This window comes from Pseudolysobacter antarcticus (assembly GCF_004168365.1).
In the GTDB taxonomy this organism is placed as follows: Bacteria; Pseudomonadota; Gammaproteobacteria; order Xanthomonadales; family Rhodanobacteraceae; genus Pseudolysobacter; species Pseudolysobacter antarcticus.
In genome coordinates, this window is record NZ_CP035704.1 from 4,042,139 (window position 1) to 4,057,641 (window position 15,503).

General features: G+C 60.6%; 11 protein-coding genes. 2 read left to right on the forward strand and 9 right to left on the reverse strand.

The genetic code is table 11. The features are described 5' to 3' along the window. Window positions 1-38: 38 nt before the first annotated feature. Window positions 39-1,607 (forward strand): SDR family NAD(P)-dependent oxidoreductase, encoded by a 1,569-nt coding sequence (locus ELE36_RS17325; RefSeq protein ID WP_165371726.1) that lies wholly within the window; start codon window positions 39-41, stop codon window positions 1,605-1,607. A gap of 129 nt (window positions 1,608-1,736) precedes the next feature. Here ELE36_RS17325 and gap read toward each other — a convergent pair whose 3' ends face one another. Beyond that, on the reverse strand, window positions 1,737-2,750 hold the full coding sequence (gene gap, locus ELE36_RS17330; protein ID WP_129835517.1) for a type I glyceraldehyde-3-phosphate dehydrogenase: 1,014 nt from the start codon (window positions 2,748-2,750) through the stop codon (window positions 1,737-1,739). Between the two features lie 45 nt (window positions 2,751-2,795). After that, the gene (tkt, locus tag ELE36_RS17335; RefSeq protein ID WP_129835518.1) at window positions 2,796-4,790 is read right to left on the reverse strand and encodes a transketolase; all 1,995 of its coding nucleotides are present in this window, start codon (window positions 4,788-4,790) and stop codon (window positions 2,796-2,798) included. A gap of 302 nt (window positions 4,791-5,092) precedes the next feature. On the opposite strand from tkt, the gene ELE36_RS17340 reads away from it, so the two are divergent. Further along, window positions 5,093-5,683: an outer membrane beta-barrel protein gene (locus ELE36_RS17340; RefSeq protein WP_129835520.1), complete on the forward strand. Its 591-nt coding sequence runs from the start codon at window positions 5,093-5,095 to the stop codon at window positions 5,681-5,683. Window positions 5,684-5,818: 135 nt separating this feature from the next. Here ELE36_RS17340 and ELE36_RS17345 read toward each other — a convergent pair whose 3' ends face one another. The 7 genes from ELE36_RS17345 to ELE36_RS17375 form a co-directional block, all read right to left on the reverse strand. Continuing rightward, a complete protein-coding gene (locus ELE36_RS17345) occupies window positions 5,819-7,885 on the reverse strand; it encodes a DUF2961 domain-containing protein (RefSeq protein ID WP_129835522.1) in 2,067 nt (688 codons plus the stop codon). A gap of 56 nt (window positions 7,886-7,941) precedes the next feature. Next, the gene (locus ELE36_RS17350) at window positions 7,942-9,231 is read right to left on the reverse strand and encodes a dicarboxylate/amino acid:cation symporter (RefSeq protein ID WP_129835524.1); all 1,290 of its coding nucleotides are present in this window, start codon (window positions 9,229-9,231) and stop codon (window positions 7,942-7,944) included. Between the two features lie 120 nt (window positions 9,232-9,351). Continuing rightward, on the reverse strand, window positions 9,352-11,094 hold the full coding sequence (locus tag ELE36_RS17355) for a BatD family protein (RefSeq protein WP_129835526.1): 1,743 nt from the start codon (window positions 11,092-11,094) through the stop codon (window positions 9,352-9,354). Further along, complete coding sequence (locus ELE36_RS17360) at window positions 11,091-13,079, reverse strand: VWA domain-containing protein (protein WP_129835528.1); 1,989 nt, start codon at window positions 13,077-13,079, stop codon at window positions 11,091-11,093. The genes ELE36_RS17355 and ELE36_RS17360 overlap by 4 nt, the downstream gene beginning before the upstream one ends. After that, window positions 13,076-14,080 carry a vWA domain-containing protein gene (locus ELE36_RS17365; RefSeq protein WP_129835529.1) on the reverse strand — a complete coding sequence of 335 codons (1,005 nt, stop codon included), beginning with the start codon at window positions 14,078-14,080 and terminating at the stop codon, window positions 13,076-13,078. Before ELE36_RS17365 ends, ELE36_RS17360 begins: the two co-directional genes overlap by 4 nt. Further along, the gene (locus tag ELE36_RS17370) at window positions 14,073-14,552 is read right to left on the reverse strand and encodes a DUF4381 domain-containing protein (RefSeq protein ID WP_129835531.1); all 480 of its coding nucleotides are present in this window, start codon (window positions 14,550-14,552) and stop codon (window positions 14,073-14,075) included. The genes ELE36_RS17365 and ELE36_RS17370 overlap by 8 nt, the downstream gene beginning before the upstream one ends. Further along, entirely contained in the window at window positions 14,549-15,496 is a 948-nt protein-coding gene (locus ELE36_RS17375) for a DUF58 domain-containing protein (RefSeq protein ID WP_165371673.1), read from the reverse strand. Before ELE36_RS17375 ends, ELE36_RS17370 begins: the two co-directional genes overlap by 4 nt. Window positions 15,497-15,503: the final 7 nt, after the last annotated feature.

The following is a 15,503-nucleotide window of genomic DNA, read 5'->3' on the forward strand; positions in this document are numbered from 1 at the left end:
CCCCCTGCCCACTCGATGACGGAATACGCTTTGTGATGATGAAAACGGCCACCCCGCAACCGCCGGATGCGGCTGACCTTGCGCTGCTCGAACGCCTGCGTGCGGCGGCGGAACTGCTCGAAGCGGTCGCTGCCGACCGTGGTCTGCTGGAACGATTACCCGACGATGACTGCAAGCGCTTGAACCAGGCGGTCGCTCGGGTCTATGCCCCCGACCCGGCCGTGCGCCGGCAAAAACGCAAGACCGCCTTACGCGAGCGCAACAAGGAGCAGATCCGCGTCGAAGAGGCTCTGCTCAACCAGACCGGCATCCGCACGCTGCGCCGCAAGCCCGTGTTCACCACGCCGAACGTGTTTCCACCCAAGGGCTTCACGGCGCACGACAGCGATAGCGATGAGCCGCAGCAACGCGAAACGATCGAGCCGCAGCATTGCTATGTCTGCAAGCAAAAATATTCGACCATCGATGTATTCTACGACCAGCTCTGCCCGACCTGCGCTGCGTTCAATTTCGCCAAGCGCAGCGAGCTGGCCGACCTGCACGGCCGCGTTGCATTGCTGACCGGCGGTCGCGTAAAGATCGGCTATCAGGCCGGACTAAAACTGCTGCGCGCTGGCGCCGAACTGATCGTGACCACGCGCTTTCCGCGTGATTCCGCAGCGCGCTACGCCGAGGAAGAAGACTTCGGAGAATGGGGCCATCGCTTGCAGATTTTCGGCCTCGACTTGCGCCACACGCCGAGTGTCGAGGCGTTCTGTCAGGAACTGGTCGCGACCCGGACGCGTCTTGATTTCATCATCAACAACGCGTGCCAGACCGTGCGCCGGCCGCCCGAGTTCTACGCGCACATGATGGACGGCGAAACCGCCGCGCTGCACGACACACCGGAACGCGTGCGCAAACTGGTCGGCCATTACGAGGGCCTGCGCAGTTCGCAGATCCTGCCCGATACGCCATCCGCGCTGGCGGCGCGTGGTGGTGGCGCATCGGCGATTCCCGGACTGACGCGTGCCGCCGAGCTGTCGCAGATTCCGCTGCTCCCCGAGGAATTGCTGGCACAGTCGCACCTATTCCCCGAAGGCCGCCTCGACCAGGATCTGCAGCAGATCGACCTGCGCGGCCGCAATTCATGGCGTCTGCAGATGGACGAAGTGCCTTCGGTCGAACTGCTCGAAGTGCAACTGGTCAACGCGATCGCGCCGTTCATCATCAACGCGCGCCTGAAACCGTTGATGCTGCGCACACCGGGGCGCGACAAGCACATCGTCAACGTGTCTGCGGTGGAGGGCCAGTTCTACCGCAACTTCAAGACCACCAAACACCCGCACACGAACATGGCGAAGGCCGCGCTCAACATGATGACGCGCACCGCGGCGACCGATTACCACAACGACGGCATCCACATGAACAGCGTCGACACCGGGTGGGTGACCGACGAGGATCCGGCGGAAATCGCTGCGAAAAAGGTGCTGGAGGAACGCTTCCATCCACCGCTCGACATCCTCGACGGTGCCGCGCGGATCGTCGATCCGATCATCAGCGGCATTAATACCGGCGAGCACGTGTGGGGGAAATTCTTGAAGGATTACAAGCCGACGGATTGGTAAACACGGCTGGCGTTGCGGTGCCGGTTGCGCGGTCGTTTTGCAGCGCAAATACAAAAGACAAAAAAATCCCCCGCATGCGAGGCAATGCGGGGGCCGGTTTTACGCAGATTTTTTAACGTGCAGATTCGATCAGCGTGCAGCGATCAGCGCGAGCGTGGTATCGAGCATGCGGTTCGAGAAACCCCATTCGTTGTCGTACCACGACAGTACCTTGACCATCGTGCCGCCCATGACTTTGGTCAGCGTGGCATCGTAGACCGAGCTGCGTGGATCGTGATTGAAATCGACTGAAACCAACGGCTTGGTATTGACGCCGATGATGCCCTTGAACGCACCTTCGGAGGCTTCTTTCATCACCGCGTCGATTTCTTCTTTGCTGGTAGCGCGTGCGGCGACAAAACAAAGATCGACCACCGAGACATTGATGGTCGGCACGCGCATCGAGAAACCGTCGAGCTTGCCGTTGAGTTCCGGCAACACCAATCCGACTGCCGCGGCGGCGCCGGTTTTGGTCGGGATCTGGCTCATGGTTGCCGAGCGTGCGCGACGCAGATCGCTGTGGAATACGTCGGTCAAAACCTGATCGTTGGTGTAGGCGTGAATGGTCGTCATCAAGCCATGCACGATGCCGATTTTTTCGTGCAGCACTTTCGCCAGCGGCGCGAGGCAGTTGGTGGTGCATGACGCATTCGAAATCACCTGATGCGCGGCGGTCAGGGTGTGATGATTGACACCGTAGACGATCGTGCCATCGACATCTTTATCGCCGGGTGCGGAGATGATCACCTTCTTCGCACCGGCCGCAATATGCGCGCCAGCCTTGGCCTTGCTGGTGAAAAAACCGGTGCATTCGAGCACGACATCGACACCCAGTGCGCCCCACGGCAACTTGGCCGGATCACGCTCGGCGAACACCTTGATGCGATCGCCCTTGATGATCAGATCGCCGCCATCCACCTCGACTTCATGCGGAAAACGACCATGCGCGGTGTCGTAACGCGTGAGGTGCGCGTTGGTTTCGGCGTCGCCCAGATCGTTGATCGCGACCACCTGGATTTCGTGCGTGCGATTCGATTCGTACAACGCGCGCAGGATATTGCGACCGATGCGACCGTAACCGTTGATGGCGACTTTAATGGGCATGTAGCGACTCCAGGCAGTGAGGCGAGTGGGCGGGTATTTTAGCGCTTAAAGTAGTGCTTTCGCAGCAGCCAGCACATGTTCGGCGGTGATGCCGAAATGCTTGTACAGAGCTTCCGCCGGCGCCGATGCGCCAAAACTGTCAATGCCGATCACAGCGCCATCCAGCCCGACATATTTGCGCCAGAAGTCGGTAACGCCCGCTTCGACCGCGACACGTTTGCGACACCAGCCCGGCAATACGCCTTCGCGATATTCCAGCGGTTGCGCATCGAACACGTCAGTACTCGGCATCGAAACCACGCGCACACCTATACCTTGCGCATCGAGTTCGCGCGCGGCGTGCATCGCGAGTTCGACTTCGGAACCGGTCGCCATGAGGATGATCTGCACCTTGGCATTCAGCGGATCGAGCAGCACATAACCGCCACGCGCGATATCGGCCAATTGGGTTTTGTCGCGCAGCTGATGCTGCAGATTCTGACGCGAGAAAATCAGGCAACTCGGGCCATCGCGGCGCTCGATCGCGGCCTTCCACGCGACCGCCGATTCCACCGCATCACAAGGCCGCCAGACATGGTTGTTCGGGATGTAGCGCAGGCTCGCCAGATGCTCGACCGGTTGATGCGTCGGGCCGTCTTCGCCGAGGCCGATCGAGTCATGCGTGAACACGTGGATCGCGCCGGCTGGAATCAGCGCGCTCATGCGCAACGCGTTACGCGAATAATCCGAGAACACGAGGAAAGTGGCGTCATACGGAATCAGCGCGCCGTGCAGCGCGATGCCGTTGCTGATCGCGCTCATGCCGAATTCGCGCACGCCGTAATAAACGTAGTTGCCGTTCTCGTCGCCGAGCTTGATATCACGCGAGCCTTTCCACAACGTGAGGTTGGAATGCGCGAGATCGGCCGAACCGCCGATCAGTTCCGGCAACAGCGGGCCGAACGCATCCAACGCCATTTGCGATGCCTTGCGTGACGCAACGACCGGGCCTTCGTGTTGCAGTTTCACGATATACGCCTGAGCGCTGAGCTCCCAGCCGTGCGGCAGATCGCCGTTGATGCGGCGCTGCAATTCGGCGGCCAGATCGGGATGCGCATTTGTATACTTTGCGAATACCGCGTGCCAGGTTTGTTCGCGCGCCTCGCCTTTCAACTGCGCATTCCACGAGGCGTAGATTTCCTGCGGAATGACGAACGGGGCGTGGCTCCAACCGAGCGCGGCGCGCGCGCCGGCGATTTCCTCGGCACCGAGCGGCGCACCGTGCGCGCCTTCGGTGCCGGCCTTTTTCGGCGCGCCAAAACCGATCACGGTCTTGCAGCAGATCAAGGTCGGCATGTCGTGCGTTTTTGCCTGCGCGATCGCGGCATGCACGGCGTCGGCATTGTGGCCATCGACGTGACGAATCACCTTCCAGCCATACGCCTCGAAACGCGCGGGCGTGTCGTCGCGAAACCAGCCGACCACCTTGCCGTCGATCGAAATATCGTTATCGTCGTAGATCGCGATGAGCTTGCCGAGCTTAAGCGCGCCGGCCAACGAGCAGACTTCGTGCGAGATGCCTTCCATCAGGCAACCGTCGCCGAGCAGCACGTAGGTGTGGTGATCGACCACATCAAAACCGGGCTGGTTGAAACGCGCCGCGAGCACCTTTTCCGCAAGCGCCATACCGACCGCGTTGGCCAAACCCTGACCGAGCGGGCCGGTGGTGGTTTCGACGCCCGGCGTTTCGCTGTACTCGGGATGCCCGGCGGTTTTCGAATGCAGTTGGCGGAAGCGCTTGATCTGCTCGATCGGCAAGTCGTAACCGCTCAGGTGCAACAGAGAATACAGCAGCATCGAGCCATGCCCGTTCGACAATACGAACCGATCGCGATTGAACCACTTCGGATTTTTCGGGTTGTGGCTGAGGAAATCGTTCCACAACACTTCGGCGATATCCGCCATGCCCATCGGCGCGCCGGGATGGCCGGATTTGGCGGCTTCGACCGCGTCCATGGATAACGCACGGATGGCGTTGGCGAGCTCTCTACGGCTGGTCATGCGGAACTCTCTGGTAGGGGAATCGGGGGCGGCGCGGGCCACGCAGGGCGGCATTGTCGCCGATGTGCGCCGACCTTGTCGCGCGGAGATCTCGCGCGACCGCCATGTTCAGGCATCTAAAGCCCGACTGAACAGCAAAATCCGCGAGCGGAACTATTTTCTGTACCGCTGAGTCTTGAAATGCCAGGACGATGACCATAACTTGATTGCCGTCACCACAACCGCGCCATTCAAAGAGTTTCAGCGCGCGGTTTTGGAAAATTTGAGTCACAGATTTTTTTATCAATAAGCAGGAGAAAGTCGTGAAAAAAACCCTATTGGCCATTGCCTTGGCGACCACCGGTTTCGCCGCGCTGTCGACATCGAGTTTCGCCGCGGATGCGGCCTATAACGGCGGTTATTTCATCAACGGCGGTGTCGGCCGCACCGAAGTCAACAAGAGTCCGTTCGATACCAACGATACCGGCTACACCCTCAACGGCGGTTATCGCTGGGGCTTGTTCGGCGTCGAAGTCGGTTACACGGATTTGGGTTCGTACAAACAGAATGTCACGGTCGGCACCACGCCTTTGAGCCTGAAAGCCAAGGTTCATGGCCCAACCGTTGGCGGCAATGTACATATTCCGGTCGGCGACAATTTTTACGTGAGCGGTCGCGCCGGCGTTTATCACTTCGACGGCAACGCGCAACTCGGCGGCCTCGACAGCATCGGCAACGCGGTCATCGTGCGCACCAGCACTGACGGCTACAAGCCTTACGGCGGCGTTGGTGTCGGTTACGATTTTTCGAGCAATGTCAGCCTCGGTGTGAACTACGATTACTACAGCGCGAAAAAGAGCGATTTCGATCTGAGTTCCAAGATGCTTTCGGTGAATGCCGAGTACCGTTTCTAAACAGTAAACCCCGCACTCCTCCAGTACGAAAAGTCCAGGACGGACTCCACAGGTTCATGGCCCGCCGGATGCGGGCCTTTTTTTGCGCGCTCGATTTTTCGGCGCGATCACAAGCTGTTCGCCGACGCCGATTGTTCAAGGCGACGGCAGATCAAAGCCATCGCGAAAAATCCCATCCGTCGGTGCGCCCCATAAGGCATACGCCGATTCGCTGAATTGTGTGGCGGCGCTGGGCGCGCCGAATAGCGGGATGACTTCGATCGCAAAACTGCTGCCCGCGGCGACACCTGACAGCGGTGCATCCTGATCCTGCCAATAGCGCAGCGGATCGGCGGCGGCATACGGGAAATATCCGGCTGTCACTCCATTCACCTTGATTTGCGCCGGTACGCTCGCCATCTGTACATCGAGCACACGGCGCAAGCGCAGCGGTATCGCTGACATCGGCAAATCGAAGTGGAAACTGCTGCTGCCATCGACCAGATGACAGCTCGTGGCGCTGCGCGATGTCGGCGGCTCACTCTCGTAATTCGCGCCGTTCAAAGCGCTGCAAGTCGCACTGACAGGATGCTGATAACCAAAACGCGACGACGCATTCGCGGCACCCACGTCGAACTGCGCATATGGCGACAACAACACTTGCCGCTGTCCATAACCGTAGAACACCACGTTGGCGCAAGTCGGTACGGACTGGTTCGGCGCCGCGCCCGGCTCCAGACGAAAATCCAGCGCGTTTTGCCAGGTCAAACTGTCGCCCAGCAGTAACCGCCACGCATTCGTGGTGGCGCTGATATCGACATGGCTCGCGCCGGAAAATGCCTGCGAATATTCGCGCATGCCGTTGCCGCCGCCGTCGAAATAGAATCCGCCGTTGAAAAAATCCTCAAGCCCGGTGCCATACCAATGCGGCTGCGCTGAGCCGTCGATGTAAACCCGCTCATCGCCTTCGAGATAACCCGCATCGGTCACGCCGTTCGCGTGATACTCGCCGCTGATGCCGACGATGCGCCCGGCACCGAATTGCGTCAGCAACACCAAGTCGGAAGCAACGCCGCATTGCTGACTTTGGGTCGCGAAAAACGGCGCAGCATCGGCCGGCACAATCGTGTTATCCAGTGTCAGTTCGCTATCGACGCTGGTACTCGCGGCCAGCGTGTTATCGGCTACCAATGTGACTTGCACGGACTGCCGGAATGGCATCGGAAACCATGCGTATACCCAGCCCGAAACATCCTCGCCGAGCAACACACCGCGCGGTGGTGTGAGCGTAGTTGTAGGCGTCGCGAAAAATGCCGATAGCGGCAAATCGATGCTGCTCGACCCATCGATATCTACGCGCAGATGCAAGCTGTCGTAGGCGTTGCGTGGTACGTGCAAACGCAGGCCACGCAACCAACCGCTGCCATTTTGCATGAGCAAGGTATGGCTATCTCCCGCCGAAAATGCCGTTGTCGCTGACAGCGCAGCCAAGCCACCGGCCCACGGATCATCACCGTGATGCGCGAGAAAATTCGTGAGGGCGGGAAATGTGCTGGCCGCGGAAAAACTACTGCCGACCGTGCCGGGCGGCAGACGGTGATACTGGAATTGATACCACAGCAGATGCTGATAATCGGGATCGCCGCCGAGTACCGGAATGCACGGATTCGGCAGCCCTTGCACATCGCTCAAGCTGATGCGTAAACCCTGCGCATACGTTATGGGCACGTAACTCACATAACCGCCACTGGAGCTGCTCCGATCGCTCACGAGCGGTGGCTGGAACGGCACGGTACTGCCATCGAACAACGCCGCGAGCGGCAAGCTCAGAGTCGGCGTACTGGCGCCGTCGAGATAAATCTTTGCGCTGATCGCCGGATCGATGCAGCGGCTCATACCATCGCCGGTGGTTAGCCAGAATCGCGTGAGCGCACCGGCACCAAGATCATCGAATATCGTGATTTCACCGCCGCTCGAATACAGCCCGCGATTCGGATACGGATTATTCGCCAGCGGCGTCGGCGCGGAAAAACCATCGCGATCGTAACGACAGCCGCCGTAACAATGCGATGAGTGTTCCAGCACCATGTCGCTTGGATCGAGACGCGCCAATAGACTCGGTCTCGTCCAGTACTGCCACGGCAAATCTTGCGCGAACGCGACGCGTGACAAACACGTCAGCGCAACACCGCAAATCCACACAAGGCGCAAAGAACCGCGCATGCCACTCTCTCGATCCGACCGCTCGATCGCATCATACGACGGTCAATCGTAGGTCCCTAATGCGCCTCGCCAGTCAGCGCCACATCAGGGGTATCCGGCAGCTCACTGCGCGATATCACCACCGCAGTGGCGAGGTCGCCAGTGACGTTAAGCGCGGTGCGGCACATGTCAAGAAATCGGTCGACGCCAAGGATCAGGCCGATCGATTCCGGTGGTACATGCAGATAACCCAGGATCATTGCGATCACAGGCAACGATCCCGCCGGCACACCTGCTGTACCGATGCTGCCGACGATGCATAAACCCATCACCATCGCTTGTTGCGCGACGCTCAGATCGACGCCGTAACACTGCGCGAGAAATATCGTGGTGAGGCCCTCGAACAGCGCCGTGCCGTGATGATTCGCACTCGCGCCGATGGTCAGCACAAAACGCGCGACTTTCGGCGGCAGCTTGAGATTTTGCTCGGCGACCTTGATCGTGGTCGGCAAGGTGCCGGTGCTGGATGCGGTGGAGAACGCGGTGAGAATCGCTTCCTGACTCTCGCGGAAAAATTTCAGCGGGCTCATGCGGCCCACGGTTTTTACCCACAGCGCGAGTATCACGAACATGTGGATCGCGATCGCCAGGATCACCGTGATCGCGTATTTGCCGAGCTTGCCGAGCAGATCCCAACCGAAGCGCGCGCTCAGCGCAAACATCAGCGCGGCGACCGCGTACGGCGTCAGTTTGATCACGAGCCCGATCAAGGTCATCACGAGCTCGTTCAGACCTTTCACCATCTGACGGAAGGCTTCGGTGGCCGGCGTCGGCTTGAGCACCATCGCGATGCCGAGCATGAGCGCAAAAAACATCACCGCGAGCAATTGATCGTCAGCCGCCGCATGCACGACGTTTTTCGGCACGACGCCGAGGATCAGCTCGACGCCGGAAAGGCTCGGATGCGCGTCGGCAATCGCGCGGGCCTTGTCGCTCGAGCCGTGGATCACAGCGGCAAGCGTGGCCGGATCGAGCCCGACCCCGGGCTTGATCACATTCACCACGACCAGGCCAACGCCGATCGCAATCGACGTCACCACGGCGGTGTAGACCAGCATGCGACCGCCGACACGCCCGAGACTGGCGATGTCGCCGAGTTCGGTGACGCCGAGGATCAGCGCGGTAAACATCAGCGGCAATACCAGCATGAACAGCAAGCGCAAAAACAACTGGCCGACCGGTGCGGCGATATAGTCGATCAAACCCGTGACGAAGCTCGAGTCCTGGCCGAACTTGTACGCAGCGAGACCCGCCAGCGTTCCGGCGACAAAGCCGATCAGCACTTTGGTATGTAGCGCAAGTTTCATGATGTGCTGCGTCCGAATCCGATCCAAGGCGCGCAGTGTGCGAGAGCAAGGGGACGAAACGCAAACGAGCGACGCGGATTACACGTCACGCGCGCCGATGTGGCGATGAATCAACGCCGATCAGATGCGTGTCGGATACAATGGCGGCAGTACCGAATCGGTTTTATTTTGGACGTCTGGATGGCCAAATGAAATCAGGCCGGCGAATGCCTTGGCGACACGTTCGGCCAAACCTGCGCCATTGCCATCGCCGTAGCGCGCGCGTTCGAGCAGAACCAGGGATTCGCGTTGCGATGTATCGCCCACCAGTGCCGCAAGCTCGCCGAGGCTGCGCAGGTCGGGGCGGTACAAACGTGCCCAGCGCAGCAATGCTTGCGCCGCCGCATCGAGGTCGTTGCGTCCGCACGCGGCGCGAAATGCGTTACGCGGCTTGCTGTCATCGATCGTGGTCGCGACCGCGTCGAGTTTGTTGGTCGCGGCATGGCTGGCGCGACGCTGGCGCAAATACCAGAACAATCCGCCCAGCGCACTGAACGTCCACAACAGCAAACTCGCGAGCGCCAGCCAGCGCCATGTTTGTGCCTGATTCTGCGCTGCGATCAACGCCGCAGAATCTGTGGCCGAGGACATTGCATCCGCAGCCGACTGCGGCGGCGTCGATGCATTTGCCACAGGCGCAGCACCCGCCGCAGGCAGCACGTCGATCTCCTGCGCCGGCACGCTCGCGACAGCGGCGCGATCATGCTCGGTGTCCCACCAGCGCACTTCGACCTCGGGCAATTTGAGCTTGCCCGCACGTGTCGGCACGATCGCGAATTTTCGATCGCGCTCGCCGTATTGCCAGGTGCCGTCATCGCGCGTGCGCGTCGCGGATTTGTCCGGATACACTTCGGCGCCATCAACGCTGCCGAGATTCAGTTCGGGCAATTGTTCGAAGCCCAAGCCCTGCGCCTTGAGGTGCAAGTTCAACGTGATCGGCTCGCCGACACGCACGCTGCTGGTCGCATCCACACCGTCGGCGGTCAAAGTCATGCTGGCGGCGGGCAACCACGGACCGGTGCCGGAATCAGCCGGTCGCGCACGCACATCGAGCTGCAACGCATCGGAATGCGCGGCGACAATACGGCCACGATTGAAGAAACTGTTCGGATCGTTTGCGTCCTGCGCACGCCCGCGAAAATTGACTGCGGGTAAGGTCACCGCACCGCTTTTTTCTGCCGTAATCGCATAATGGCGTTCGAGGATATTGTAGTTGCGGCCATTCAAGTTGCCCTGGTATTGCTTGTCCTGTCCGAGCTTTTTGACCACGATGCCGTCGAGGTGCGGATCTTCGAGGTTGCCTTCAGTCAGGTTCACCGCGTAATACAGTTTCAGCGTCGCGCGCACTTGCTGTTGCACATACGGCGCATGCGGGTCGACCGTGAGTTCGACCATCACATCGCTGACCGGTTTGCCGCTCGCATCGGTGCTGCTGGAGGCCGCCATCGCTTTCACGATCACGCTCAAGGCTTGGGTGCGGGCGCCGCCGATATTCAGCGAGGGGATCGTCAGCGTGCCTTCACGTTTGGGTTGCAAACCGACTGCCCACAACACCTTGCTGCTGCTCTGGCCGTTGATGATGTTGATCGAGGTGCTGCTCGATTTGCCGAGGATGTCAAAATCTTTTTGCAGTACCGTGATATCGGGGTCGCTGTTGCTGGTGCTGCCTTCGAGCTCGACATTCAAGGTCAGCGTTTCGCCGAGCTGCACGGTATCGCGATCGATCGTCGCGCGCGCACTCGCCGCGTGCGCGCTGACGCCGCCGAGCAATCCGACCAGTAAAAACATCAGCGCCAAAGTCATGCGCAAGATTAGCGATTTCACGGGTGTTGCTCCTTGTCGCCGCCTTGTACACGGCGCTGATATTCGAGTTGGAATTTACGTCGCAGCAAACCGCCCGGATCATCGGGAATGCGCTCCAACCATTGCTGCATCGCCTGCTCTTTTTCGGTCGGCGCGATTTCCTCGCGCACCGCCGCGGGCTTGCCGTCTTTTTGTTGCTGGCCCGGCTCGCCTTGCTGCAAGGCCTTGTCCATCGCCTGTTTGTATTGCTGCTGTTTTTGTTTTTCGTCGGCGGCCTTGGCGTCGGCGGATTGTTTGTCGCCTTGCTGCGCGCCGTCTTTTTCGTCGCCAGATTTTTCATCGGCAGACTTGTCATTTTTTGCCGCGCCGGATTTTTTCTTCTCGGCCTCGGATTTTTCTTTTTGATCCTGCGCGTCGTCGCCGGATTTTTGTTGTTGATCCTGCTGCGCATCGTCGGATTTCTGCTGGGCATCCTTGTCCGCGCCGCTTTGCTGATCCTTGTTCGTGGCCTGTGATTTATCCTGCGGCGAGGATTGGCTGTCGCCCTTGCCGCCGTCCTGCTGATCCTTGCCTTGATGATCTTTCGAATCTTTCTGGCCTTGCTGATTTTTGTCCTGCTGCTGTTTCTGCTTTTGTTTTTCCAGCCACGCCTTGATCGCCTGTTGATTCTTTTCGGCGTCTGCCATTCCCGGTTGTTGTTTGAGCGCGGCGTCGTAGGCAGCCAGCGCTTCTTCGTAATGTTTCTGGCTCGCCAGCGTATTGCCGAGATTGTATTGCGCATCCGCGCTGCCAGCGGCCTGGAACGATTGCGCGGCGCGCTCATAATCGCCAGCGCGATACGCCGCCGCACCACGCAACGCCGGATCTTGCGCAAGCGCTTGCGCGGATTTTGCGTCACCGGCCTTGAGCTGTTCGGCGGCTTGTTGATCTGGCCGCTGCCACAGATCCGCCCAACCCATCGCTTGCGACGGCGTGCTGTGCAGCGTCAACAGCAGCGGCAAAATCAACAACCAGCCGCGCCGAAATCCGAGCGCACACAACGGCACCAGCAACAGCAGCAACCACGGCCCGCGATCCTGAAATCGCGGACTGACCGCATCAGTGATGCTCGCGTCGCTATCGCCTGCTGCTGCGCCATCGTGCGCACCGAGCAACGCATCGAGATCGGCGCTATCGACACTCAGCGCGGCGTAGCGTCCGCCGCCTGCACTGGCCAACGCTTGCAACTCGGCAATCTGCAACTTGGGAATCACGACATTGCCATTCGCGTCCTGCAGAAATCCACCACGCGGCAATGCCACCGGCGCGCCTTGCTCGGTGCCAACGGCCAGCACCGAGATACGCACGCCGCTAGCCAAGGCGCGCTTCGCCGCATCGACGCCGTTACTGCTGGCCGAGTCGGCGAACAGCACAACATCGCCCGTTTTCAGGCCCGCCTGATGAATGAGTTTTACCGCGCGATCGATCGCATGCGCGGTGTCGTTGCCTGGCACCGGCATCACACCGGGATCAAGCGGTTCGAGCAGATTGGCAACCGTGTTGGCATCGTCGGTGAGTGGCGCGACGACAAACGCATCACCGGCGTAGGCGAGCAGCGCGAATTGTCCATCGCTGCCACGCTTGAGCAGATCGCTGATTTTGTAACGCGCGCGTTCGAGTCGGCTTGGCTTGAGATCGCCCGCGAGCATGCTCGGCGCAAGCTCCAACGCGATGACATGCGCAGCCCGATTTTGAAACAGCGGTTGCGGCAAACGCTCCCATGCTGGACCAGCCAAAGCCAATGCGGTGATGACCCAGCATATGGCAATCAACCCACGCGGCAAGCCGGTCGCGGTATTCGTATCGCGCTCGATCAGATACTCCAGCAGATGCGCGTCGACGACGTTGCGCCACGCGTCGCCCGCACTGCCGAACTGGCGCAGCGCACGCAGCAACAGCGGCAACAACAACAGCGCCAGCAACCACCACGGACGCAGAAAATGAAACTCGTGCAGCGTCTCAATCATGTCGCGAGCGCCCGCGAGAAACGCACATCGCGCAAGCGTGGCGCGATGACGCCGGCAGCGGCCAGCAGCAGCGCGAGTGCGAGCGGCCAATAGAACAATTCGTCGACCGGGCGGAAATGCTCACTGTCCGCCGCGGACGGTTCGAGCTGATCGATCTCGTGATAAATCTGCGCGAGTTCTTCGGTGTTGCGCGCACGATAAAAACGCCCGCCGGTTTTCTGCGCCATTTCGCTGAGCATGCCGACATCCAGATCGGCCGATGGATTGACCACCTGGCTGCCGAAAAAACTGTCGACGCGCATCGCTTCTGCACCGATACCGATGGTGTAGATGCGCACATGCTCGCTCGCCGCAACCTCGGTCGCCTTGTGCGGATCGAGTTCGCCGGAGTTGTTGACGCCGTCGGTGAGCAGGATCAGCACGCGCTGATTTTGCGGGCGCGCATGGAGGCGCTTCACCGACAATCCGATCGCATCGCCGATCGCGGTTTCGCGCCCGGCCAAGCCGACCGCGGATTCGTTGAGCTGGGTCAATACGGTGTTGCGATCGAACGTGAGCGGCGTCATCAGGAACGCCTGCGAGCCGAACAGCACGAGCCCAATGCGATCGCCGATACGCCGCTGGATGAAATCGCCAGCGATGGCCTTGACTGCATCGAAGCGCGTCGCAGCCTGGCCACCGAGCGCCATGTCGCGCGTATCCATGCTGCCCGAGGTATCCACGGCCAGCAGCAGGTCGCGACCGCTGCGCGGCAGATCGACGATATCGCCAACCCATTGCGGCCGCGCCGCAGCGGTCAGCAAGGCCAGCCAGACCAATGCCGCGAGCACGCTGCGCAGGCGCGGCACCGGACTGGCGCCACGTGCCTGATCCAGCGCGAGACCGCCGTACGGCAGGCGCAGTGCGGCACTCGGCACGTTCGCCGCTGGCGATCGTAACCACGCGATCAACAGCGGCAGCGGCAATGCAAAAAATACCCAGAGCCACGCCCACTCAAGCATGTGAGCTCCTCAGCACGGCACAGGTCCAGCGACGTGTGAGGGCGATCAACGCCGGCGCGTCAAACGGCTGCGCCGGACGATACGGCGCATCCAGCAACACGCGACCGATCCCGGTACGAAATTCTTGCGTGCCTGCGGCGGTATCAAGATGATCGAGCCACGCATCGCCACTCAGTGCCACAGCGTGCGGCATGCGCAGCAGCGTGACTCGGCGCAAATATTGCGATAAATCGGCAGCGAGTTTCAGGTGATTCTGCTGACCGTGAAACGAGGTGACAATGTTTTCAAATTCCGCCAGCGCGCGAACGCTGCGCCGCCGTTGCCGCCAGCGCGGCACGCTGAAACGCACAATCAACGCAATCATTACGAACAGCACGAATGCCAGCAACCACCAGCCCGGCGCGGGCGGCCACCACGACGGATCGGGCGGCAGATGGATATCCTGCAGGACTGGCGCGTCGTTCGGATTCACGCGCTTTTCTCCAGCGGCACGGCGCCAGAAAGCAGGCGCGCAAGTTCGCGATCCGGTTCATCGCGGGTGTCGATGCGGATCGACGGCAACGCACGTTTTTGCAACAAGCCGAGCAAGCCGTCGCGCCGTTCGGCAAACGTTTGCGACCATTGCTCACGCACGTTTGCACGTGCGAAATCGAATAACCTCGTATTGCCGCCGCTGCGCACGGCGTAGCGCCCTGGCGGTGGTGCGCTGAGCTCCAGCGTGTCGCTCAGAATCACGGCGGCAATATCGCAATGTTGCGCGAGCAATGACAACGGCGCCAGCGCGTCGGCATCGGCACTGAAGCCATCGCTAAGCAGCAATACGCGCGTGCCAGGCTTGGCCAATCGGCGTGCGCGTTTGAGTGCTTCGGATAACGGCGAGATCGTATCGCTCGCGGCGTTGTCCCAATCGCGTAACGCGCGCAATACTGCGAGTGCGCTGCGTGGGCCACCGCCGGGTTTGATTTCTGCATGAATGCCACCGCCGAAACCGAGCGCGCCGACGCGGTCGCCGCCCTGCACAGTCGCCCATGCTACCAGCGCCGCGGCGCGCGCCAGTTGCACCGATTTGAAACGCACACGCGTACCGAAATGCAGCGACGGATTCTGATCGACGATCAGCAATACGCTGCGTTCGCGCTCCTCCTCAAACAGCTTGGTGTGCGGACGTCCACTGCGCGCGGTGACGCGCCAATCCATGTGACGGATATCGTCGCCAGGTTGATAGATACGCGACTCGCGATAATCGACACCGCGTCCGCGAAAACGCGAACCGTGCGCGCCGGCCGGCACGCTGCTGACTCTTCGCGCCAGCGCCGAGGCCAGACTGCGCGCGCGCAAACGCAACGCGATCAGGGTTTCGAGCTGCACATGCACGGCAGCGTCGCGCGTACGCGCAGAATCGGTCTCAACAACCATCATTCAA

What these genes read in the sequence shown, in the direction of transcription:
- ELE36_RS17325 (WP_165371726.1), top strand. Translation starts at nt 39, where the DNA reads ATGAAAACGGCCACCCCGCAACCGCCGGATGCGGCTGACCTTGCGCTG.
- gap (WP_129835517.1), bottom strand. Translation starts at nt 2,750, where the DNA reads ATGCCCATTAAAGTCGCCATCAACGGTTACGGTCGCATCGGTCGCAAT.
- tkt (WP_129835518.1), bottom strand. Translation starts at nt 4,790, where the DNA reads ATGACCAGCCGTAGAGAGCTCGCCAACGCCATCCGTGCGTTATCCATG.
- ELE36_RS17345 (WP_129835522.1), bottom strand. Translation starts at nt 7,885, where the DNA reads ATGCGCGGTTCTTTGCGCCTTGTGTGGATTTGCGGTGTTGCGCTGACG.
- ELE36_RS17350 (WP_129835524.1), bottom strand. Translation starts at nt 9,231, where the DNA reads ATGAAACTTGCGCTACATACCAAAGTGCTGATCGGCTTTGTCGCCGGA.
- ELE36_RS17360 (WP_129835528.1), bottom strand. Translation starts at nt 13,079, where the DNA reads ATGATTGAGACGCTGCACGAGTTTCATTTTCTGCGTCCGTGGTGGTTG.
- ELE36_RS17365 (WP_129835529.1), bottom strand. Translation starts at nt 14,080, where the DNA reads ATGCTTGAGTGGGCGTGGCTCTGGGTATTTTTTGCATTGCCGCTGCCG.
- ELE36_RS17375 (WP_165371673.1), bottom strand. Translation starts at nt 15,496, where the DNA reads ATGGTTGTTGAGACCGATTCTGCGCGTACGCGCGACGCTGCCGTGCAT.